Origin of the sequence: Pelagibius sp. Alg239-R121 (genome assembly GCF_947331435.1) — a bacterium.
In the GTDB taxonomy this organism is placed as follows: Bacteria; Pseudomonadota; Alphaproteobacteria; order Kiloniellales; family Kiloniellaceae; genus Denitrobaculum.
The window spans coordinates 237,133-259,813 of the sequence record NZ_CAMZOF010000013.1 but is presented as its reverse complement, the minus strand read 5'-3'; the positions used below and the strand labels follow the sequence as shown (position 1 = coordinate 259,813).

Below are 22,681 nucleotides of genomic sequence, written 5' to 3'. Positions count from 1 at the left end.
TGAAACAAACACATCCCACATAGACCGCCGACCGCGCATCCCTTCCAAATTCATATTAACAATGTCAAAGAACAGGCGGAAATCAGAACAAGCCCAAGATCCGCGCAACTCCGGTTTCCCGGAGCCACAACCCAACCTACCGAATCGATACGGTGAAGTGAGGCCGAAGATAGTAGCGACAAGAAACCCTCAGTGCAACCGTTACCAGGTGCACCTGGAGAAGCTTGTCGTTTTGGATGGCCAGCGCGTGATCCACCGGAGTGTCTGCGCTGCTGACGAGCGGGGTTATAGGCCCCCAGCTCCGGGCTGTCCAGCAAGAAAATGAAAAAAAATTATCTTTTTATATCAAGCCTAATTCCTTCAGCTCAGCACGCATTTCCTCTGGCATTTCCGCAATCCCTTCGGGGGCGTTCGCCAAGTCCTGCGGGGCGTCCGCAGGCTTGAGATACCGCCAGCCCTGGAACGGCCTGTGCGGCTGGTTCACGGTCCGGTGCAGCTCCTGATCGAGGATAAGACGGGCATAACGCTGGCCTTCGTTGTCGTAGACGGTCTCGATGTCCAACAGCCGCTGACGCGCCCGCACCTGCCCCTTGATCACCCAGTAGATCGAACCACCCTCAAGCAGTTCATCTTTACGCCGAGGCATCATGCGGGTCTGGTGATAAATCTGACCGGTTTCGCGGAGACGATAGGCCTGCCACTCACGCAGACCTTCAACATGCTCGCTGCCGACAGAAAGCTTGATCAAATGCAGGTTACTCACGCCAATCTTCTCATTTCCGAACCGTTCAACTTGCTTTTTCAGTCTTCCCGCCACGCGCAAGCGCGACTTTGGAAGCCGGCCGCCGCCCCAACTGTTCCGAGATCCACCAGGAAGTCTCTATCAGAAGGGCCAGATCAATACCGGTCTTAACCCCCAGACCTTCCAGCATATAGAGCACGTCCTCGCTGGCGACGTTGCCCGAGGCCCCGTCGGCATAGGGGCAGCCACCGAGGCCTGCAAGCGAAGAATCGACTGTCCCGACCCCCAGCTCCAGACAGGCATGGATATTGGCCAATGCCTGCCCGTAGGTGTCGTGAAAATGCAACGCCAGGTCACCGACCGGTACCCGCTCGGCCACGGCATTGACCATGGCCCTGGCCTTGGCAGGAGTCCCGACTCCGATAGTGTCGCCCAGAGAGATCTCATAACAGCCGCCGTGATAAAGCGCCTCAGCCACATCACTGACCGCTGATACGGCGACCTCACCCTCATAGGGACAACCGAGCACGCAGGAGACATAGCCGCGCACCCGCAGGCCCTGCGCGCGGGCTTCCGCCATAACAGGCAAAAAGCGCTCCAGGCTTTCGGCGATCGAACAGTTGATGTTCTTTTGCGTGAAACTCTCGGACGCAGCGCCGAAAACGGCAATTTCTTCTACGCCCGCCGCAATGGCGCGCTCCAGGCCCTTGATGTTGGGGACCAGCACCGGATAGCTGACATTGGGTTTGCGTCTTATCGCTGCCAAAACCTCAGCCGAATCCGCCATCTGCGGAACCCAGCGGGGCGACACGAAAGCCCCTGCCTCGATAAAGGAAAGCCCGCAGTCCGCCAAGCGGTCAATCAACTCCACCTTCACGCCGGCGGAGACAATCTGCGCTTCGTTCTGCAGGCCATCGCGTGGACCGACCTCAACAATCTTGACGTTTGCCGGATAGGACAAATCAGCCTCTTCTTTTCTATAAAGCATGAAACAGTCCCTGCTCAGTACAGGTAGAGAATGATTCACGCTCTTGACCGTTGCCGTTGGAAACGACCGTATTCAAGATTAATGTCTCGGCCACTGGCCGCATGCAAGCGACCTTGTCATCACGTCCTGCGGAGCCAAACGAAAAGCCGGTCTTCAAGCCGCTTGCCGGAGCACCGTCCTTTAATCACGCGTGACGTCATCCTTGAGTTCGAGACTCAGAAGTTCGGCGCCCTCCTCGACCAGATCACCGGCCGAAAAAAAGACCGATGATACCGTCGCATCCTGCGGCGCGGTAATGCTGTGCTCCATCTTCATGGCCTCCAGCACCACGAGAACCTGACCCTGTTCGACACCCTCGCCTTCTTCGACTCGCACCTCCACGACCTTGCCCGACATGGGCGCGGTCAGTTGTCCGCCCTCATCCACACCGGTCAGATCCGGATTACGTGGATCGCGCAGATGCAGCAAGTGGCTGGCACCCGCATGGAATACCGTGAAGTCGTTACCCTGTTGCACCACCCGCGCGGAGAAGATCCGGCCGTCCAAATCGGCGCGCAGGGAGCCGTCTTCCCGCCACTCGCCACGCAGTTTGAGTACGCCACCACCAGGCATTGCCGCCTCGATGCCGGATCCGTTGGCGTAGCGCAGATCAACGGCAAATTCACGGCCCTCTGCCTCAAACAGCAGGCGCCGCTGAGTGTCGCCGTTCAGCCGCCAGCCATCGGTCCGGAACCAGGGCGACCGCGCGTCGCCAGAAGCCGCCGCTTTTCCGCAGGCCTCACCTTCGACCGCGGATATTTCAGCCAAGGCGGCCAGCGCCAATACCGCATCGTCCAGCGGCTCTGATGCCGGCAAAAGATCCTCGGCATAGCGTTCGATGAAACCAGTATCGACACCGCCTGCCGCAAAGGCGGGATGCGAAGCCACCGCATGGAGGAACGCGGTATTGGTGGTCACGCCAACCACATGGGTCGCCGCCAGCGCCCCCTGCAAGCGGGTCAGCGCCGAAGCCCGGTCATGATCCCACACGATCAGCTTGGCAATCATCGGATCGTAATAGACCGTCACCGAGTCGCCCTGGCGGACGCCGCTGTCCAAACGCAGATGCGCAGAGGTTTCAGGCGTTTCGAAATGATGCAGACGACCCGTTGCCGGCAGGAAATCGCGCTGTGGGTCTTCCGCGTAGAGCCTGACTTCGAAGGCGTGACCGGAGATGGAGAGATCGGGTTGGGACTGAGGCAGAGCTTCGCCCGAGGCGACCCGCAGCTGCCACTCCACCAGATCCTGCCCGGTGATCATCTCGGTCACAGGATGCTCGACCTGCAAGCGCGTATTCATTTCCATGAAATAGAAGTCATCGCCTTCGGCAATGAATTCCACGGTTCCTGCTCCCTGATAGCCGATGGCCTGCGCCGCAGCTACAGCCGCCGCGCCCATTTCGGCGCGGCGCTCTTCGGTCATGCCGGGCGCTGGAGCCTCTTCCACAACCTTCTGATGGCGCCGCTGAACCGAACAATCACGTTCAAAAAGGTGGACCGCATTGCCCTGCGCATCGGCGAAAACCTGGACCTCGATGTGACGTGGTGCGGTGAGGTATTTTTCGACCAGAACCCGTTCGTCGCCGAAGGAAGAAGCCGCCTCGCGCCGGGCCGATTCCAGCGCCGCCGGAAAGTCGCCAGCCGAACCAACGACCCGCATACCCTTGCCACCGCCCCCTGCAGAGGCCTTGATCAAGACCGGAAAGCCGATCTTAGCGGCTTCCGATGCCAGCAGCTCCGGATCCTGATCGGCGCCATGGTACCCCGGCACCAAAGGGACCGACGCGCGCTCCATTAATGCTTTCGCCTCGCTCTTTGAACCCATGGCCCGAATTGCGTCGGCCGGCGGCCCCACAAAAACCAAACCTGCCGTCGCGCAGTCCTGCGCAAAATCCGCATTTTCCGAAAGAAAGCCATAGCCCGGATGGACCGCCTGCGCGCCGGTGGCCAGTGCGGCGGCTATGATCGCCTTTCCATCCAGATAGCTTTCAACCGCCGGCGGCGGGCCAATCCGGCAAGCCTCGTCGGCCCGCGCAACATGCAGCGCGTCGCGATCCGCGTCCGAATAGACCGCGACTGTACGGATTCCCAGGCGACGTGCCGTTGCCATGACGCGGCAGGCAATCTCGCCCCGGTTCGCAATCAGAATTTTATCAAACAAAGGCCTCGTCCTATCCTTAGTCCCGGCATTAAAACCAATTCAGAGTCAAACTTCGTCCTTGTGTCCGGAACCGCGTTCTTTCGAGTAGCTCATGATCTCGGAAAATCCGAAAAGCAGAAAAAGTACGCCGAGTACGATCTGGACCGCCGAAAGTGCCCGCAGCCCACTGCTGACCGGCACGATGTCGCCGTAGCCGACCGTGCTCAACGTGATGATTGAAAAATACAGACTTTCCTGAAAGGAGATGTTCCGCGCGGCGCCGTCGATTGCAAACTGATAATCATCCGAAAAACGGTCCAGAATCCGATAGAGGCTGGCGAACACGATTACGTTGATGGAGTAAAAGGTCAGAAAAGCGAAAGCGGGAATGTAAAGCCCCTGCACGCGATTGAAGAAGGCTTCGAACACAAGTCCCGTATCGAGCAGAAAGGCCGAAACGTTGCTGCTCACCGTAAAGACCACGAGAGCGATAAGCGCCATCGCACCGACGAGCAGATAACTCTCCATCTGCGCCCCCAGGGCCTGACCAGGAATCATAAAGCTGACCGCACCAATCAGCACCAACGGCAGGACCCACGGCAGCCCACGCCGGAATCTGCCGCCTTCCTGAACCCGATGCGAGACGACGATCTCGCGGATCGCGTCGCGCCGAAGCCACGTTCCGGCGATAAACCCGACCATCGGCAGGATGTAGGCTATCTGGGCGGCAGGCGCGATCACACCGCTGAAGTTGGTTTCGACAAAAACAACAAATACACAGGTGTAAACCGACAGAAAGTTCGCAAACGCGATGGCAAAGAACCGGCTGCCGGGAAACACTGTAAAGAAAAAGGCGACGCTCGCGGAAATCCCCGCCAGAACGACCAACTCAAAAAAACCGGCCCGGTCAGCCACGGCAAAGGTGATCAAAAGCACCATGGCCCCGGTCGCGAGTATGCCCCCCAGCAGTCTGCGATTGCCCGCATGCATGGCGATCAGTCTTGTGCCCAGTCCGGCTTACGCTTTTCGAGGAAGGCATTGACACCTTCGCGGCCTTCTGGCGATTTGCGCAGGCGCGCGATCCGCACGGCAGTCTCCTCTACCACGTCATCGTCGATCGCTCTGTTGCTGACCGCGAAGATCAGATCCTTCGATTCCTTTTGCGCGGATGGACCACCGGCCAGCAGCACCTGTGCGAGCCGCTGCCCGCGTGTCTCCAGGTCTTCGGCGGGCACCACCTCATGAACCAGCCCCACTCGGTAAGCTTCACTGGCGGGAAAGCGCTCTGCGGTTAGGAAGTAACGCCGGGCCGCACGCTGTCCTATCGCAGCAATCACGTAGGGAGAGATCACTGCTGGAATCAGTCCGAGACGGACTTCGGAGAGGCAGAAGCTTGCCTCTTCCGAGGCCAGAGCAATATCGCAACAGGCGACAAGACCGACGCCACCGCCGAAAGCAGCACCCTGAACCAACGCCAGGGTCGGCTTACTCAATTCGTTCAGCGTCCGCATCAATTCTGCAAGACCACGCGCATCCTCGAGGTTCTCCTTCTCCGCGTAGCCAGCCATCGCCTTCATCCAGTTGAGATCGGCACCGGCCGAAAAACTGCGGCCCTTGGCTGCCAGGATCACCATGCGGACCCGCGGATCTTCATCAAGCCCTTGCAGGGCCGACGTCAGTTCAGAGATCAGCGCGTCATTGAACGCGTTATGAACATCGACCCGGGTCAAGGTGATCCGGGCGATCCCGCTGGGGGCGATTTCTTCGAGAAAAAATGGATTATACATCTTGGCTCTTACATCCTGAATACGCCAAAAGTGGTCCGTTCTATCGGTGCGTTGAGCGCAGCGGAGATCCCCAATCCCAAAGACATGCGCGTATCCAACGGATCGATAATACCATCATCCCACAAGCGGGCGCTCGCATAAGTAGGATGAGCCTGAACTTCGAACTGGTCCAGGATCGGTTGCTTGAAAGCAGCCTCTTCTTCGTTGCTCCAAGACTCGCCACGCGCCTCGATATTGTCCCGGCGCACAGTCGCGAGCACACCTGCCGCCTGTTCGCCGCCCATCACCGATAGGCGGGAGTTGGGCCACATCCAGAGAAAGCGCGGAGAGTAGGCGCGGCCACACATGCCATAGTTTCCGGCGCCGAAGCTGCCACCTATGACTGCGGTGAATTTGGGCACCTTTGCACAGGCCACCGCCGTCACCATCTTGGCGCCATCCTTGGCAATTCCTCCGGCCTCGTATTTTTGACCAACCATGAAGCCGTTGATGTTCTGCAGAAAAACCAGCGGTATGCCGCGCTGACAGCAAAGCTCGACGAAGTGCGCGCCTTTGAGGGCGGATTCTGAAAAGAGGATGCCGTTGTTCGCGATGATTCCCACGGGATAACCCAGGATCCGGGCGAAGCCGCACACCAGAGTGGTGCCGTAAAGTGACTTGAATTCGTCAAAGGCACTGGCGTCGACAAGGCGCGCAATCACTTCGCGCACGTCGTAAGGCTTGCGGAGGTCCTGCGGCACGATGCCATAGATCTCCGACGGGTCGTAAAGAGGGTCCTGCGGGTCTTCGATCGCAAGATTGTGCCGCTTCACCCGATTGAGATTCGCAACAATCCGGCGCGCCAAACCCAGGGCCTGGGCGTCGTTTTGAGCCATATGATCGGTCACACCCGACGTGCGGGAATGAACATCGGCACCGCCCAGGTCTTCGGCCGAAACCACTTCACCGACCGCGGCTTTTACCAGGGGTGGGCCCGCCAGGAAAATGGTGCCCTGGTTGCGCACAATAATGCTTTCGTCCGCCATAGCCGGCATATAAGCGCCGCCGGCGGTACAGGACCCCATCACCACTGCGATCTGTGCGATCCCCTTTGCCGACATGTTGGCCTGATTATAGAAAATTCGGCCGAAATGCTCGCGATCCGGAAAGACTTCATCCTGGTTCGGCAGATTGGCGCCGCCGGAATCGACCAGATATATGCAAGGCAGATGGTTCTGCTCGGCAATCTCCTGCGCACGGAGATGCTTCTTCACGGTCATGGGATAATAGGTACCGCCTTTAACGGTCGCATCGTTCGCGACGATCATGCATTCCTGCCCGGATACCCGGCCAATACCGGTGATCACACCAGCCGAAGCGATATCGCCACCATACATATCAAAGGCTGCCAGCTGCGAAAGCTCCAGAAACGGTGCGCCAGGATCGAGCAACGTCCGCACCCGTTCCCGTGGCAGAAGTTTACCGCGATCGAGATGCCGTTTTCGTGCCCGCTCGCCACCTCCCAGCCGAGCCCCATCCACCTGACCGCGTAGCGTCTCGACAAGCGCACGCATCGCAGCCTGATTTTCCTGAAATTCAGGCGCTCGTGTCGAGACGGCACTCTTTAAAACGGTCATGGCCTCTTGCTCTCCTCCCGCACGCGTTCTCACATTTCCCGCACCGCGCGGATCAATGCAAGATCCCCAACCCGACCTGCGGTGACAAGAGGGTATCCCACTCTGCAGGACGGTTTTTTTTGGGGCGTCTGACCGCGTCACCTTGCACCGGCTTGACACATGGATCTGCCGAGCACTCCAGGGAGACTATATACCCAACAGTTGAGAAGCTTGCGAGTTATATTTTACGTTTACGTAAACGTAAAGCAATCGGCGCCGCGTGCTTCCAAACTGCGGCCGGCTGACCAGGTTCTGGATAGCCGAAGACGGCCGACAAGAGCAGATCCAGTCCGGAGGGACTCGTCTTGGGCAATCCTTTAACCTGATGAACCCGTTCTACTTACTTGATGTAGAGCGGATTATTCTGATTGGACGCAACTGCTGAGCGGTTCCGGTAAATCATGACCTGCTCCCGGCTTCTCGCAATTGCGCTGGCCGGACTGTATCTCGGTCCCCAGCCTGCTACCAACCACCCGACTCCAACCAATCCTCCAGCATATCCATCCGGTCGTGCCCCCAAAAGGGCTCCTCACCAACCAGGAAAAAGGGTGAGCCGAAGATCTTTCGATCGATAGCTTCCTGCACGGCAACGCGCAGACGCTCTTTTACATCCGGATTCTTCAGCGCTGCGTCGACTGTTTCTGCATCGTGCCCCAAACGCGCGGCAACGGTGACAACCGCCTGTGACGTCGCGATCTCGCGGCCTTCGGCGAAGGCTTCACGATACAGAGCTTTTGCCAGATCCTTCGCGGCATCAGGGTCGCGCCCATCCAGCCAGTAGAACGCACGACAGGCAGCGATGGATGAGAACGGGAAGCTTTCGGGCATCGTCCAGGCAAAGCCATAACGCCGGGCGGTCCTTTTTAGATCGTGTGCCGCGTAGCCCGCCTTCATGGGGATCGATGTCATGGGCCGAACGCCGGTTTCCTTGAAAACGGCGCCGAGCAACAGCGGCCGCCAAAGGACGGAACGATCATGGCGCGCCGCCAGTTCATCAATCTGCTGGGCGGCGAAATAACCAAAAGGGCTGGAGAAATCGAAATGGAACTCGATGGGGTCGTTCGGGGTGGCGTTTGTCATATCGGATCAATGGTCCTCTGATACGGTTACTGGCGGCCACCGCTCGGAAAACAGATCTCGTCCTTTTAGGGATACTTCAATATATCGCGCCGGGCAACTTCGGCTCCTGCTTCAGGTTCGTTCTCGTGAAGTCTTTGGGTCAAACGAACCGAAAAGCAAAACCGACTTCCTGCAGACACGTTGTTTTACATCCTGAAGCTTGATCACATTCGATACACCAACTGGACACAGGTTACGCTAAGTTTCTCCACGCTTCCGCTTGCGTTCCGTAATGGTTTCACCCCCAACCGTCCATTCGTCCGGCGAAACATCTTCGAAGTAGACATAAACATGTTCGGCATGCGCGTTGCAGCAACGCGCGATCGTTTCTGTGATTTCGCGCGCCGCTTCCTGCTTCTGTTCCGTTGTGCGGCCGGCCGCCATGGTCACGCGTACGATGGGCATAGGATCCTCCTCATACCAAGCTGAGACCGCCATCCACATGGAGGGTTTGGCCCGTGATGTGTGCTGCAGAGTCGCTCAGGAAAAATTCGATTGCAGCGGCGATATCGTTCGGTTCGGCAATCCGGCCAGAGGGTGTTGCTTCTGCCGCTGCTCGCCACGCGCCTTCAGACAGGGCGGAATGCCCGCTGGATTCTTTTCGGGTAAAACCCGGTGCTACGCAGTTGACCGTTACGCCGCAGCAGGCGGTTTGTGCCGCAAAGGAACGCGCCAGCCCTTCAATCGCAGCCTTCGCAGCCGCAGTTGCCGGGAAGAGTTTCCCTGCCGGACTCCTGTGTGCCACGAATGAGCTGACGGCAACGATACGCCCACAGGGCGAAGCTTCGAGTTGAGGTCGAGCCGTCGTAATCAAATCGAAAAACGCCCCGGTCATGACCTCTACAGAACGATTAAACTCAGCCCGTGTCAGGTCGCCCACTAATGTTGGCAGGGCAAAACCTGCGTTGGAGACGATCTGGTCTACCTGGCCGAAACACTTCGAGGCCTCGCTCACCAAGTCGGCTGCCATGCCATCGCTCAGGTCCGAAAACACCGCAGTCGCCTCAGCACCTTTATCCCGCAATTCGCCGACAAGGCTGTTCAAGGCCGGGCGTTTTGCCCCATCCGTCCCGCCCCGGGCATGCGCAACAATCGATACACCCGGTTTTGCGAGACGCCGACAGGTCGCCGCTCCAATTCCGCTGGACGCACCGGTAACGATAATCACCCGCTTTGCCATATCGCTACTCTGCCGCAACAGCACGGGTTCCGATCTTATAGCCGTAGGTCTTATCGAGCCCAAGGTTGGCGGCAATCTCCAAACCCTTCTGCAAGGCAGCCCCTTCAAGCGCTTTGAGTGGCCTTCTCATCGGGCCGGACGGCATGCCCACGGCCCGCATCAAGGACTTGATCGCCACCGGATTGATGGCTGAATAGGCGTAGTGAAGCATATCCAGGTTCGCAAGCCAGACCTCCCGGCAGGCAAAAGCATCTTCACCACTCTCCCACTTCTTGGAAATCACCGCCATCTCCCGCGGAATGATGTTCCCGGTCATGTTCGCGGTGCCGTCGCCACCCAGGGCCATCATGGGTACAACCAAACCCAGATTGGGCGAGCAGCAGCACATGATCGCCATATCGGGCTTGGCTGCACAGACCTGCGCCACCTGGCCGACCCGGGTCGTGGATTCCTTCAACACCACCATGTTGGGATGCTTCGCCAGCCGCAACAGGTCATCCCAGTGCAGGTCGGTTTTCACTCTCGGCGGATTGTTGTAGAAGCCGATCGGTAGATCGACACTATCGCAGACTTCCAGCGCATAGTCGGTGATATCCGCATTGGAGGCGCAGATATAGGCGGGCGCCGCGATAATCGCACCATCGGCACCTTCTGCCTTGGCATAGCGTACATAGTCGATGGTTGTATCCGTGCTTTGACCTGTACAGCCGTAATAGAACAGCATGCGCCCACTCTTCATTTTTGCGGTCTCGGTAATGATCATGCGCCGCTCGTCGGGCGAAAGCATCGATACCTCTCCCGTCGAGCCCATGATCAGCACGGCTTCAGTACCGTTTTCCTCATGAAACTGCAGCAGGCTGCGAAACCCCTCCAGATCGATGGATCCGTCTTCGTTCATCGGTGTCACGAGTGCGACGAATGAACCTTTAGGTCTGATATGCGCCATCTTTTCCTCCAGAGATCAAAATAGCTTGGGTGAGACGAACTTAGGAAAGGCCAGCACCAGATCGGGCAGCCAGAGTGAGAGAACGGCGACGAGTACAGTGAGGCCGACAATCGGCAAAACCGCGATCATGGCCCGGCCCAGTGACACATCGCCGATTTGGGCCGCAATCAGCAGGCAGATACCGTAGGGTGGCGTGATCAGTCCGACCGATAACACGATCGTTGCAAGTACACCCATGTGGACGGGATGCATCCCGGCCGTATCGCCGAGGGCCTGGATGATCGGCAGGAATATGAGCACCGCCGAGATCGGATTGAGAACGGTCCCGACCAGTAGCAGAAACCCGATTAGCAGAAGCATGATGCCGTAGGGGTTGTCGGTCTGACGCGTGATGAATTCGACGACGATGTCCGCAGCGCCCAGATAGGCGGTCAGCCAACCGAAGATCCCCGCCCCTGCCACCGTAAAGAGCGGCACGGAAAATTCGACCGCTGCATTCGCCAGATGCCGCGGCATGTCCCTGAAGGGTATGTCCCGGTAAATCACCAGTGAAAGGATCAGTGCCCAGACGACCGCACTGATGGCCGCTTCGGTCGGGGTAAAGATACCTGCGATCACGCCGCCCAAAACAACGACGGGAATCAGCAGAGGAGCTGCGCCGCGCCATACGGCGTGGCCCAAAGGACGCAGACCCGGAAAAGGGCTGGAGGGATATCCTCGTCTGACCGCCATTACGTAAGTATAGGCCATCATGAAAAGACCAATCGCCATACCAGGCACCACACCGCCTAGAAACAGAGCCCCGATGGAAACATTCCCAAAAGCGCCATAAACGATAAGGATAATCGAAGGCGGAATGATCACGCCAAGGGTCGAGGATGCCGCCGTTAAAGCAACCGAGAAGGCCGGGTCATAACCGGCCTTTTTCATGGCAGGGATCAGGATAGAACCGACGCTCGCAGTGTCGGCAGCGGCAGAGCCGGACAGGCTGGCAAAGACCATGGAGACAAAGACGTTCACATGGCCAAGGCCGCCCCGCACATGCCCTACGGTCGCGTCGGCAACGGAAAGCAAGCGGTCCGTGATCGACCCTGCATTCAGAATGCGACCGAGAAACATGAAAAAGGGAACCGCCAGCAATGGAAAGCTGTCGATGTTGGAATACATCTGGTTGGCGACCGAGGCGAGCGGCAGGTCTTCCCACAACATGACGAAAACGGAGGAAAGGATCAGCGAAAAACCGATGTTGACCCGGAAGGCGATCAGGACAAAAAATCCGGCGATCAGAAGTACGAGGGGGTTCACTCCGGGCTCTCCCCTGTCATCAGCTTCTCAATCAGGAACAGCGCCATAAACGCGCCCCCTAGCGGAATCGGCAGGAAGAACCAAAATTCGGAGATGCCTATCGAAGGCGAAACACGCCGCGTCGCGATTTCGGCCAACGTAGCCCCGTAACGCACCAAGATTGCGATCACGACCACCGAGGCGATTAGGGAAAGAACCGCCTGCACTCGCCGGCCACGCAACGCTCCGGCAGGCAGCAGATCAACCACATAATGCCCGCCCCGGCGGAATGCTACCGCGGCGCCGATAAAGATACACCAGGAGAACAACAGCTGCGCCACGTCCAGCGTCCAAATCAGTGGAATCTCAAGGACGTTGCGCGCAGCAACCTGCGCGAACACGGTCGCGATCATAGCGGCAAAGGCAAGCGCAAGGCCCGCAGCAAGCACCGCCTCTATCCGATCATTGATACGGACAAGCATCAGGATCTGCCAGCTCCCATCGGGCCGACCCGGGAAGCCGGCCCTCTATAATCCATTACTGTCCCATGACGGCTTTCATCGGGGCGACGAGATCGAGTTCCTCGGCCAGCGTCGCCTGCATGGGAGCCAACGCCGCCTGGAATTCGCCGACATCCGGAGTCGTCACTGTCACACCATTGTCGGCCTGAAGTTTCTTGACCAGATCGGCCTCATATTGCTTCGCCTTTTCGATGCCAAGCACCGAAGCCTCTGCCGCGACCTCGGTCACGACTTTCTGGAGATCGGCCGGCAGCTTTTCCCAGGCGCGCGCACTCATGGAAACGTGATTGACCTGGATGGTGTGCGCGGTGAGCGCGAGGTAGGGCGCGACCTCATAGAGCTTTGAGCCGGCATATCCGGGGATTGAGCTCTCCAGGGCTTCCGCAACACCGGTTTGAACGCCAGCATAGAGTTCACCCCAGGCAATGGTCACCGGTAACGTTCCCAGAGCTTCCCAGGTTTTGGAAATCATCGGCGAAGGCGGCGTGCGCATCTTATAGCCTTTGATATCGGCCAAAGCATTCACCGGTCCCTTGGAGTTCGACATATTACGCGTGCCCGAACCGCCCAGTGCCAACAGCTTCATGTTGAGCTGACGGTCCTCATAGACCTGCTTGAAATAGCTTTCCGCGGCGCTCCCAGGCCCGACCTTGGACATCAGGTCATCGAAATCGCCAAAGAGATACGGCATCGAAAAAATCTGATACTCAGGGACTTGTTTGGCGGCATTATTGGTCGAGCTGATCATCAGATCGATGGTGCCCAGCCCCATCTCGCCGATCACCGCCGGATCCTTGCCAAGCTGACCGGCATCGAAAATCCGGACTTCGATTGCGCCACCACTGCGCTTTGACAGTTCGGACTGCATAAAGCCGGCCATGTCGTTGTAGGGATGCGGGGATTTGACCAGGGTATGCAGCCGCATCTTGTAGTCGGCCGCCTGAGCTGCCGAAGCAGAGGCCACCACTGCCGCGCAGGCTGCAAAAAACCATTTTGAGAACGCCATAACACTCTCCCGTTTTATGAAGATCACCTTCTCGCGGGCAATCTTCGAGATGTACCTTCATCCATCATCGCGGCGGCAGATATAAAATCAAATGCCAAATATGGCGAAGGTCATAACCAAATATTATGTGATCTGCGTTACGAGCGGATGCTCGGCGAACCGGTTCATGGCCTGTTCGGCAAAAACTTCGGTCAAGCGAGACACCGGCACGCCGGCTGGCCGCATCAGACGGATGTCGAACGGTGTTTCAGGAACGAAAGCGGCAACAGCCAATCTTTCCCGGCCGAAAAAATCAGCCGTCAGCGGATCGACGATGGCGAGCCCCACACCCTCAGCCACCAAGGCGCAGGCAGCGTAAGACGGCTGCGATTCGACCTTGATGTCGCGCCTGATATCGGCAGCGAGGAAGCTCTGCGCCAAATGCCGTGACGCCAGAGTATGGTGAGAGAGGGCCACCAAAGGTTCACCGGCCAGATCCTCTATCGAGATCTCTGTTTTGCCAGCAAGCGGATGCGCCGTCGGCACCGCACAAACACAGGCTAGGCGGTATGTGGCGAGTATCTCGATATCAGGACGTGTCTCGGGCAGCTGCGCAAGTCCGAGGTCGAATTGTCCTGCGGCCAGCAGGTCGATGATCCGGGGCGAGGTATGGACATCCATCGTCACCTTCACCGACTCATTGGTCTTGGTAAAGGCGCTGACGATCCGCGGCGCGATTGCAAAGGAGACCGCAGGCATGGTCGCAAGGCGGATATGCCCGCGCCGGAGATCCCGGATTTCCCGGGCCGCCGCCTCAACACGGTCAAGGCCGATGAAAAAGCGGTCCGCCTCTTCTTTTAAGCTAGCCGCCTCGGGCGTCGGTTGTGCCCTTCCTCCACTGCGCACGAACAACTGAAACCCGAGATCCGATTCCAGGTCCGCGATCAACCGGCTGACGGCAGGCTGGGACACCCGCAGCATTTCGGCAGCACGCGTAATGCTTCCGTAGATCATGACCGCGCGGAAGACTTCAATCTGCCTCTGATTCATCCAGCCCCCCTTACAATCCCGAACGATTCCGGCAGTCTACTTCGTGATCTCCCGGCCAATCAGCAGGCGCTGAATGTCAGAGGTACCTTCGTAAATCTGGCAGACCCGAACATCCCGATAGATCCGTTCCACCGGGAAATCGTTGAGGTAGCCGTAGCCGCCGTGGATCTGAATGGCATCCGAACAGACCCGCTCGGCCATCTCGGAGGCAAAGAGCTTGGCCATCGCCGCTTCCTTCAGGCAGGGCATGCCGGCATCGCGCAGGCGCGCCGTATCCATGACCATCAATTCAGCCGCGTGAATCTGTGTCGCCATGTCCGCCAGACGGAAGGAGACCGCCTGATGTTCGACGATCGGCTTTCCGAAGCTTTGGCGCTCTTTGGCGTAACTCAAGGCCGCCTGATAGGCGGCCCGTGCCATGCCCACCGATTGAGCGGCGATTCCGATCCGCCCGCCCTCAAGATTGGAGAGCGCGATACGATAGCCCTCGCCCTCTTCACCCAATAGATGATCCGGGGTCAATCGGCAGGATTCAAGGGAAATCTGACAGGTATCCGATGCCTTTTGTCCCAGCTTGTTTTCAGTGGAGGCGACGCCGTAGCCCGGCGTATCGGTCGGTACGATAAAGGCGCTAATGCCTTTCTTTCCCCTCTCCGGATCGGTCACTGCAAAAACAATGGCAACGTCGGCGTTGCGGCCGGAGGTAATGAACTGCTTCACACCATCGAGGACGTAGTGATTGCCGTCCTTGCGCGCTTTTGTCTTGAGGGCTGCCGCGTCCGATCCCGCCTGCGGTTCGGTCAGGCAGAAAGCGCCGAGCTTTTCCCCGCGGGCCATCGGTTTCAGAAACCGTTCCTTTTGCTCTTCGGAGCCATAGCGCAACACCGGCATGCAACCAACCGAGTTATGCACGCTCATGACGGTCGAACAGGAACCATCCCCTTCCGCGACTTCCATCAGCGCAAGAGCGTAAGACAGATTGTCCGCCCCCACGCCATCATAGGTTTCAGGCACCAACATGCCCAAAAACCCGAGTGACGCCATCTCTTGGATGGCTTCCTTGGGAAAGCAGGCGTCGCGGTCCCAGGTGGCGGCATGAGGGGCCAGGCGTTCCTGTGCAAACTGCCGGGCGGTATCGCGGATCAGTCTCTGTTCGTTGTTCAGCAGCATGACGTGATTGCGTCCCCTATTGCATTCCACTTAGCAACGGCAGGTGTCACCAAGGTAACGCCGAACCGTCATAGTTAAAAAAGCCGCCGTTGTCGTCCGGTCCGGTGCAGTCGAGTAGAGCTCGGAGTCCGCGCACGGACTCGTCGACGGTAATATCCGCGGTACCGCCGCCCATATCGGTCTGGACCCATCCGGGGTGCATCGCGATCGTCGTGATGCCCCGTTCGGCAAGATCGATGGACAGCAGTTTGGTCACCATGTTCAGCGCACACTTCGAGGTCCGATAGGGGTAGTTTCCGCCCTTTTCCGCTGCCGAGATCGAGCCAAGCCGGCTCGACATATTGGCGATCAGTTTGCGGTCGCTCTTGGCCACCAGATCGGCAAAATGTTCGACCACACGTAAAGGCGACAGAGTATTGACGGCCAGCATCTCCGACCAGGCGTCGTAGTCGGTCGCCCCGTAACCTTCGCGCGTGTTGTAGACACCCGCATTGTTGAGCAGCAGGTCGATCGGTTCGTCTGCAAGCTGCCGCGCAAGGGCTTCCACCTTGAGATTATCAGTCACATCCAGCTTGTGGCGCGTGATATCGCCGGAAACCGCTTTCAGGTCTTTTGACTTTTCCAGATTTCGGCAGCAGGCATGAATCTTCCAGCCGTCCTTGGCGAACGATTGCACCAGCGCCAGACCGATGCCGCGATTGGCGCCGGTAATGAGTAATGTGGGCACGGGGCCTCCTAGAGGGCGATCGCTTCTCTTTGAATCAAAGCGAAACGTGAATCAGCCTCTCGTTTAGTTGGTTCGAATGCGATTCTCGTTCCTGGTTCTTTCAATCAGGAGCGATCGCGCTCTGTAACATCGGGCGAATACACCGCGAATGCGTAAGCCTACTCCCCCTATCCAGAAACGGAAATCCGTCAAGTGGTGTTTGCATCGTGCGGTCCGGCTAAGGCTTTGACTCTTCGTTGATTCAACGACCCCGAAGACATCCAGGCATCCCAACGACTCGGCAGTCAGTTTGTACGCACGCCAATGTCTCTAGCGAAAAAACAGGTGATAGACCCCCGCCTGTGTTTCCGTCTCAGGCGACCGTTGCCGGCTCAATTCGGCGAGGCCGCGTCAGGAGCTCACCACCGCAATTCGGACAGGTATTTTCCATTGCCTTGGTGCATTCAGGACAAAAGGTGCATTCATAACTACAGATAAAAGCCTGGCCATCCTTGGCAAGACCGTTCCCGCACCGCTCGCACTTCGGCTTCATCTCAAGAGACATACCGGTACTCCTGATCGCTTTTCGTTATGCCGTTTCGCCGAACAGCTCGCGGCCGATCAACCAACGGCGGATCTCCGAGGTTCCGGCCCCAATCTCATAGAGCTTGGCATCACGCAGCAGCCGGCCGGTCGCGTTGTCATTAATATAGCCGTTACCGCCCAAGGCTTGAATCGCTTCCAACGCCATCCACGTCGCCTTTTCCGCCGCATAGAGAATAGCACCTGCGGCATCCTTACGCGTCGTCTGACCCCGGTCGCAGGCCTTTGCCACGGCATAGACGTAAGCCTTGCTGGCGTTCATCGTGGTGTACATGTCAGCCAATTTTCCCTGCATCAACTGAAATTCGCCGATCGACTTGCCGAACTGCTTACGCTCATGCAGATATGGCAGCACAACATCCATGCAGGCTTGCATAATGCCTGTGGAACCAGCTGCCAGAACAGCGCGTTCATAGTCGAGACCGCTCATCAGAACGTTGACGCCCTTCCCCAAAGTACCAACCAGATTCTCCTCCGGCACCTCGCAATCCTCAAATACAAGTTCGCAGGTCGGCGAGCCGCGCATGCCGAGTTTGTCCAGCTTCTGTGCGGTCGAGAAGCCCTTAAATTCCTTCTCCACCAGGAAAGCCGAAATCCCGTGTGGCCCGGCGTCAGGATCGGTCTTGGCATAGATGATCAGGACATCTGCTTCGGGTCCGTTGGTGATCCACATCTTGTTGCCGTTCAGGACGTAGCGATCGCCTTTCTTATCGGCCCGAGTGCGCATACCGACGACGTCTGATCCGGCCCCAGGTTCACTCATCGCCAGCGCACCGACATGTTCGCCTGAGATCAATCCGGGCAGATAACGGGTCTTTTGATCGGCGTTGCCGTTCCGGCGCAGTTGGTTGACGCAGAGGTTCGAATGCGCGCCGTAGCTCAGGCCGACACTCGCCGACGCGCGGCTGACCTCTTCCATAGCGACACAATGTTCGAGGTACCCCATGCCGCTGCCGCCAAGTTCCTCTTCAACCGTGATACCGAGCAGGCCGAGTTCACCCATCTGCGGCCAGAGTTCGCGCGGAAAGCGATCGTCCCGGTCGATGTCGGCCGCAAGGGGGGCTATCTTTTCCGAGGCAAAAGACATGACGGTGTCACGCATGATTTCGGCGGTCTCGCCAAGGTCGAAATCTAGGCCGGGATATTGGTTCGGTATCATGAGAAGTTTCCTGTGTAGATCCTGTCCCGCCGAGGGCTTAAGCGACAGCGTAAGACCCTGGCGGTTGATGTTTTATCCGGCTTGAGCAATATCGGGCCGGTCTTGCAGGCACATCATGGTCTGCAGTCCTTTCGCCACCAGCTTGCTGCGGCCCGCCTTATACGCCACCACCTCGAGATCGCAGACAGTCAAAGTCCGGCCAGGCTTGAGCACACGGCCGGTCGCGACCAGGCGTTCACCGTCGGCCGGCGCCAGGAGGTTCATTTTATACTCGACCGTGAGAACGGAACTTTCTTCCGGAAACAGACTGAAGCTGGCATAGCCGCCGGCAGAATCCGCGATCGTACTGGTGACCCCTGCATGAAAGAACCCGTGCTGCTGTGTCAGGTCTTCCCGGAAGGGTAATTCAATCTCGACCAGCCCTGGTTCAACCTTCCCCAGTTCAGCCCCGAGCAGCGCCATGATCTTCTGCCGCGCAAAGCTGGCGCGCACCTTGGATTCGTATTCAGGGTCATGAACAGTGAATGACGTCATCCCACGCCCCCTTTTGCCTCAAGAATTACGCCAGCGTTGATTTCATCCAGCCGCGCGCGGCACTTTTCAGCGACGTCATCCAGATCCGACAACGTGGCGTCGATGTCGCGCCGTTTGTTCTCCAGATCTTCCCTGCGGGCTTCGATCTTATCGAGCAGCAGATTAAGTTGTCCGGATTCACCCTTGGCGGCATCATAGAGGTCAATGATCTCGCGGATCTCCTGAAGGCTCAGACCCAGGCGTTTACCGCGTAGAATCAGCTTCAGTCGCACTCGGTCCCGTGGGCGATAAATTCGGCGTTGCCCCTCGCGCAATGGTGCCAGCATGCCTTCGGATTCATAGAAACGGATGGTCCGGTTCGTGATCCCGAATTCCTGTGCCAGCTCAGCTATAGAGAAGGATTTATTCATCGATTGATAATAGTTGACGTTTACGTAAACGTAAATATCGAAGTTCGACTGCATTGCCTGGCTCATTCAGTGTGCTTTGATGGCGATGTTCAGTCTTAAGCTCCGATTTCCCCGGCAAGTCCTAGATTTCATGCGGCGACAGCATGATTCTTCTATAAGAATCAATATTATACACACATCTGAACAGACACGCGCCTACTCACCCAGTGGGTGAAGGCAGGAAATCCACACTGCAGGTCGATTTCGATCGCCGACTGAAGCTGGTGAAAATCAACGCCAAGGTCGTTCGCCATGTCCGGCATGTCACATTCCGGTGGCCGAGGTGGCCGCGCCAAGGAGCTTATTCCAGAAAATCTGTGGATTGAATGATGGTCTAAGATCACCCCCTACCGGCGTAAGCGGAAGATTCGATGGCACGTTGAAAATGACAGGAGAGCTATGTCTGGGTGCTGGGAATTGTACAGGCGTGGCCTTCCAACTACAGCGAGATATGACATCGGAATTGTCGAATGGTCGACGAAAGAAATTACTTCCATCGATTACAAAGCTTACCCACGATTGACTCCGGTTTGAAGGTTATCATTGGAATGTCGGCCAAATTTTTGGGAACTGTAGGTTAAAACAGTGATAGTTTTAAATCATTGATTGAGTGAATTTTATATTTTTGACGAACGCGAAAGCCTCGAATTTCGAATAAGGAGTTTCTGTGATGGGATGGGGATCGACTTCAGACCCGCGCTTTCTTCCGGCTATGATTATCACCGGCGTGGGTGTGCTTGCCGCCCTCGCAGTTTTTGTTCCGATGTGGATCAAGAGCAGTAAAACAAGCGACCAGTTGCAGGTCCTGGCCCAAGCCGAAGGCTGGGACTGGGCCGATTCTGTGCCGGGGAAGCTGCGGGAAGCCCTGTCAAAACTCTATGTTCGCCACCACTGGCAACCCAGCAAGGTGATGATAGCGTCCCGTGCCGGTGGCACTGCCTATTTTTTTCATTTCGAGTACAAAGTTGGGACTATCGACACCGGCACGACCTACAGGGGGATTGCCTGTCTGATCGAGGGTAGGACCAGAGCAAATGCGCCAATCTATACCATTGGCCAGTATCCGCCGGGAGCCGCGCGGTCACTCGTTGCCCTAAAACCCGATGTGCAAACCGATATCGGCGGCCCGGCCTTTCGGGAACGCTTCTACATCGAGACCACCGGCTACACCGGTCATACCGAAGAAGGGCAGACCGAACTGGAACCGGTGGAAATCCCGCCGGCGCTGGAGAAAGAACTACTTGGGTGGAGCGGCCCCACGGCCCAAGGACTTCCAGATGGCTGGAGTTCAGCAACGATCCGGGATCAACTTGTCCTGGTTTCCTGGACCAGCAGGGATGACGTTTCTGTGGGGGCCTGGCGGGGCCTTCTGACCAAAGCCGAAAAGATCAGTCAAATTCTTCTGAAGAATTGAATTTAATCTAGAACTATCAGGATTGAGGGAGAGGGGCGATGATGTTGAAAGAAATTTCGGGTTTCGTTGTAGGTGCCGTTCTTTGCACGGCAGTAATTTTGGGCGGCGGACGTGTATCTTTGGCGGACGAGACGTCAGAGGCCTTTGCCTTCTATCTCGACTATCTAAAAACTGCGGCGGCGGCCGAAAAGATTGCTGATGTCGCGCCTTTCATGCCCGATTGGTGGCGTGGGCGTTACGAGTCGGCCGATGAGGCTACCCAGGCCAGTGCCCTGGAGCGGCAAAGCAAGCTGGCCCGGGATTTGAAGGACGTCAACCTGGAGAGCGAAGAATCGCTCGACGACGGTGTGCGTTTGAACATGACGGCTACCGAGCAGAACGACCTTCCAATGCGCGGCGTGGTCACGCTTATGCGGTCATCCGACTCCTTTGTCATCGAGGAGACGAAATGGGCGACCTCGCAGTAGGGCTCTCGTATTCTCGCAGCATCTTGATGCCAAGCAACCACCGTCCGGGGTGATCGATGGCCTTCAAACCGGCCTTTATGTCCCAGCTTGAAGACTACTATGCCGAGGCTGAAAGTCTGGTATCCCAAGACGATTGGATGGCATTCGACAAGAAATGGTTCGATCGCGCCGGCTGGCCGCAAAGGCAGTATGCCGGTGCTACTAGGGTGCCGCATCGCCAAGCGATCAAGGGCCGCCGTTGGATGCCGACCTTCTGTTCCTACGACCTATCGGCCGAAGCCCGCTATCATTACTTCGCGGTCCTGCTCACGTTCGGAACGCCGCTGCGCTTTCCCGGCCTCCGATACAGCGTAAACAGGACCGACGAGCATTGGACCCAACATTGCCCGCATTGCGAAATCTCAACGCATGACCTTGGGGACGAACGCTGTCCCCTTTGCGCGCGGGTCCTGTTGTACGAATACATCGAGGACTGAAGGTCATGCCTAGCCGAGTATCATTTGTGGAGACGATGTGATGTCCAACCAGTGGCTTTGGCTTACGGTACCCGTCGGTCTGATCAGCCTGATCATTCTGCCGATCTTCATCTGGCGCCTGGTGGAGGTGCACCGGACACAGCTGGTCCTATCTGTGCCGCTGCTCGTTGAACAGGAAATCGCCATCGACACAGTGGGCTCGTTAGTGCTCCATGCAGAGGGGCCGCGCTTTACCCGTGCCTTCGGCGGTCTCGACTACCAACTGACGGACCTGTCTGATCAGTCGGCTGTGCCGCTGAACCGCACTATTGTCCCGTTTACCTCATCGGGCATTTCCCGGTCCCGGCTTTCTCTCGGGGCCTTCGAGATTGAGAGGCCCGGTCGCTTTCGTTTAACCGTTACGGGCATTACCGACCCGACAGTTGCCGACGAGAACAACCTGGTTGTCACCCACGACAAGCGCGGTGGGACCATCGTGACAATCCTGATCGTGGTGTTTTCAGCGATCGGTTTGCTGGGCGGCTTGACGCTTTCCGCGATCATATACTTCGGAAATCGTTGAACATTGAACGAATGTAGCAATCCCGCCCCTGCTTTAGGCCGCAGAAAAGCGGCCAGTCCTGAGCCGAGGCGCAGGGAATAGACTACCTTCCTTGTTCCTTCGCAGACCGGGCGGGAATTCCGTAACCTCAAAGCCTCCGGATAACACGAGAGCACCGCGCGGATGTTGAGAGCGCGTCATTCGTGGAACTTCAGCAAATGGCTTTTGCACCGACGGCAATCACTGCTGCCGAAACCTTTGAATGCAAAGCGAAAGCAGGGGGCTCGCAGCAGCAATTCGACCAGATCGCACTCGTTGCCGCCCGGCAGCGTCAGCGCCGCCATGTCGTTAGCTTTTAGCGTCAGCCGGTCGATATGCCAGTGGGCCTTTTTATCCCCTCGAAAATGGCGTTTCACCCGCGCTGCAATCCCGCCACCACCCCAGGCACTGCCAGCATAAAGATACCAGCCTGGTTCCAGCACGGCAGCTGCGGTATTTGGGAGTTTGACTCTCAAAGGATTGGCCAGGTGGAGGGCAAGCAGGTATGCGCCTTTCGCATCCCCTACGCCTACGGCCTGTTCCGGCGCAATCCACAGTCCGGTCTGACCTGCAATCGAAAGCCTGTCTCTCAGCTCTTTGCGCAGACGCTGAGGAAATGAATCCATGAGAGGTTTCTTTTACAAATCAGTTTTTGCGCGGCGAATAGATTCATGGAATTGACTTGAAT

25 protein-coding genes are annotated in these 22,681 nt (G+C 57.5%); 4 read left to right on the top strand and 21 right to left on the bottom strand.

Annotated features, from left to right (window positions below; all coding sequences use genetic code 11):
- Positions 1–340: 340 nt before the first annotated feature.
- The 20 genes from QMZ18_RS33400 to QMZ18_RS33305 form a co-directional block, all read right to left on the bottom strand.
- Complete coding sequence (locus tag QMZ18_RS33400) at positions 341–763, bottom strand: DUF1489 family protein (protein ID WP_282610777.1); 423 nt, start codon at positions 761–763, stop codon at positions 341–343.
- A gap of 25 nt (positions 764–788) precedes the next feature.
- A complete protein-coding gene (locus QMZ18_RS33395; protein WP_282610776.1) occupies positions 789–1,730 on the bottom strand; it encodes a hydroxymethylglutaryl-CoA lyase in 942 nt (313 codons plus the stop codon).
- A gap of 180 nt (positions 1,731–1,910) precedes the next feature.
- The gene (locus tag QMZ18_RS33390) at positions 1,911–3,929 is read right to left on the bottom strand and encodes an acetyl/propionyl/methylcrotonyl-CoA carboxylase subunit alpha (RefSeq protein ID WP_282610775.1); all 2,019 of its coding nucleotides are present in this window, start codon (positions 3,927–3,929) and stop codon (positions 1,911–1,913) included.
- Positions 3,930–3,974: 45 nt separating this feature from the next.
- Entirely contained in the window at positions 3,975–4,898 is a 924-nt protein-coding gene (locus QMZ18_RS33385) for a potassium channel family protein (protein ID WP_282610774.1), read from the bottom strand.
- Between the two features lie 5 nt (positions 4,899–4,903).
- On the bottom strand, positions 4,904–5,695 hold the full coding sequence (locus QMZ18_RS33380) for an enoyl-CoA hydratase/isomerase family protein (protein ID WP_282610773.1): 792 nt from the start codon (positions 5,693–5,695) through the stop codon (positions 4,904–4,906).
- 8 nt (positions 5,696–5,703) lie between these two features.
- Positions 5,704–7,311 (bottom strand): carboxyl transferase domain-containing protein, encoded by a 1,608-nt coding sequence (locus QMZ18_RS33375; protein ID WP_282610772.1) that lies wholly within the window; start codon positions 7,309–7,311, stop codon positions 5,704–5,706.
- A 501-nt stretch (positions 7,312–7,812) separates the two neighbouring features.
- Positions 7,813–8,430: a 2-hydroxychromene-2-carboxylate isomerase gene (locus tag QMZ18_RS33370; protein ID WP_282610771.1), complete on the bottom strand. Its 618-nt coding sequence runs from the start codon at positions 8,428–8,430 to the stop codon at positions 7,813–7,815.
- 237 nt (positions 8,431–8,667) lie between these two features.
- The gene (locus tag QMZ18_RS33365; RefSeq protein ID WP_282610770.1) at positions 8,668–8,874 is read right to left on the bottom strand and encodes a 4-oxalocrotonate tautomerase family protein; all 207 of its coding nucleotides are present in this window, start codon (positions 8,872–8,874) and stop codon (positions 8,668–8,670) included.
- A 10-nt stretch (positions 8,875–8,884) separates the two neighbouring features.
- Positions 8,885–9,649, bottom strand: a complete 765-nt coding sequence (locus tag QMZ18_RS33360; protein WP_282610769.1) for an SDR family NAD(P)-dependent oxidoreductase — start codon at positions 9,647–9,649, stop codon at positions 8,885–8,887.
- A gap of 4 nt (positions 9,650–9,653) precedes the next feature.
- The gene (locus tag QMZ18_RS33355) at positions 9,654–10,595 is read right to left on the bottom strand and encodes a 4-hydroxy-tetrahydrodipicolinate synthase (protein WP_282610768.1); all 942 of its coding nucleotides are present in this window, start codon (positions 10,593–10,595) and stop codon (positions 9,654–9,656) included.
- A gap of 15 nt (positions 10,596–10,610) precedes the next feature.
- Entirely contained in the window at positions 10,611–11,900 is a 1,290-nt protein-coding gene (locus tag QMZ18_RS33350) for a TRAP transporter large permease (RefSeq protein ID WP_282610767.1), read from the bottom strand.
- The gene (locus QMZ18_RS33345) at positions 11,897–12,361 is read right to left on the bottom strand and encodes a TRAP transporter small permease (protein ID WP_282610766.1); all 465 of its coding nucleotides are present in this window, start codon (positions 12,359–12,361) and stop codon (positions 11,897–11,899) included. Before QMZ18_RS33345 ends, QMZ18_RS33350 begins: the two co-directional genes overlap by 4 nt.
- Before the next feature lie 55 nt (positions 12,362–12,416).
- Complete coding sequence (locus QMZ18_RS33340; RefSeq protein WP_282610765.1) at positions 12,417–13,406, bottom strand: TRAP transporter substrate-binding protein; 990 nt, start codon at positions 13,404–13,406, stop codon at positions 12,417–12,419.
- Positions 13,407–13,529: 123 nt separating this feature from the next.
- The gene (locus QMZ18_RS33335; RefSeq protein ID WP_282610764.1) at positions 13,530–14,435 is read right to left on the bottom strand and encodes a LysR substrate-binding domain-containing protein; all 906 of its coding nucleotides are present in this window, start codon (positions 14,433–14,435) and stop codon (positions 13,530–13,532) included.
- A gap of 36 nt (positions 14,436–14,471) precedes the next feature.
- Complete coding sequence (locus QMZ18_RS33330) at positions 14,472–15,605, bottom strand: acyl-CoA dehydrogenase family protein (protein WP_282610763.1); 1,134 nt, start codon at positions 15,603–15,605, stop codon at positions 14,472–14,474.
- Between the two features lie 46 nt (positions 15,606–15,651).
- On the bottom strand, positions 15,652–16,332 hold the full coding sequence (locus QMZ18_RS33325) for an SDR family oxidoreductase (RefSeq protein WP_282610762.1): 681 nt from the start codon (positions 16,330–16,332) through the stop codon (positions 15,652–15,654).
- 352 nt (positions 16,333–16,684) lie between these two features.
- The gene (locus QMZ18_RS33320; RefSeq protein ID WP_282610786.1) at positions 16,685–16,864 is read right to left on the bottom strand and encodes a DUF1272 domain-containing protein; all 180 of its coding nucleotides are present in this window, start codon (positions 16,862–16,864) and stop codon (positions 16,685–16,687) included.
- A 36-nt stretch (positions 16,865–16,900) separates the two neighbouring features.
- Positions 16,901–18,073: an isovaleryl-CoA dehydrogenase gene (locus QMZ18_RS33315; protein ID WP_282610761.1), complete on the bottom strand. Its 1,173-nt coding sequence runs from the start codon at positions 18,071–18,073 to the stop codon at positions 16,901–16,903.
- 72 nt (positions 18,074–18,145) lie between these two features.
- On the bottom strand, positions 18,146–18,607 hold the full coding sequence (locus tag QMZ18_RS33310) for a PaaI family thioesterase (RefSeq protein ID WP_282610760.1): 462 nt from the start codon (positions 18,605–18,607) through the stop codon (positions 18,146–18,148).
- Positions 18,604–19,071 (bottom strand): MerR family DNA-binding transcriptional regulator, encoded by a 468-nt coding sequence (locus QMZ18_RS33305; RefSeq protein WP_322097556.1) that lies wholly within the window; start codon positions 19,069–19,071, stop codon positions 18,604–18,606. Before QMZ18_RS33305 ends, QMZ18_RS33310 begins: the two co-directional genes overlap by 4 nt.
- A 655-nt stretch (positions 19,072–19,726) precedes the next feature.
- On the opposite strand from QMZ18_RS33305, the gene QMZ18_RS33300 reads away from it, so the two are divergent.
- The 4 genes from QMZ18_RS33300 to QMZ18_RS33285 are packed head-to-tail and all read left to right on the top strand — an operon-like array spanning position 19,727 to position 21,975.
- Positions 19,727–20,470 carry a hypothetical protein gene (locus tag QMZ18_RS33300; protein ID WP_282610759.1) on the top strand — a complete coding sequence of 248 codons (744 nt, stop codon included), beginning with the start codon at positions 19,727–19,729 and terminating at the stop codon, positions 20,468–20,470.
- Between the two features lie 38 nt (positions 20,471–20,508).
- Positions 20,509–20,937 (top strand): hypothetical protein, encoded by a 429-nt coding sequence (locus QMZ18_RS33295; RefSeq protein ID WP_282610758.1) that lies wholly within the window; start codon positions 20,509–20,511, stop codon positions 20,935–20,937.
- Between the two features lie 56 nt (positions 20,938–20,993).
- A complete protein-coding gene (locus QMZ18_RS33290) occupies positions 20,994–21,413 on the top strand; it encodes a hypothetical protein (protein ID WP_282610757.1) in 420 nt (139 codons plus the stop codon).
- Between the two features lie 40 nt (positions 21,414–21,453).
- Positions 21,454–21,975, top strand: a complete 522-nt coding sequence (locus tag QMZ18_RS33285; RefSeq protein ID WP_282610756.1) for a hypothetical protein — start codon at positions 21,454–21,456, stop codon at positions 21,973–21,975.
- A 176-nt stretch (positions 21,976–22,151) separates the two neighbouring features.
- Here QMZ18_RS33285 and QMZ18_RS33280 read toward each other — a convergent pair whose 3' ends face one another.
- The gene (locus QMZ18_RS33280; protein WP_282610755.1) at positions 22,152–22,619 is read right to left on the bottom strand and encodes a DUF123 domain-containing protein; all 468 of its coding nucleotides are present in this window, start codon (positions 22,617–22,619) and stop codon (positions 22,152–22,154) included.
- Between the last annotated feature and the right edge of the window lie 62 nt (positions 22,620–22,681).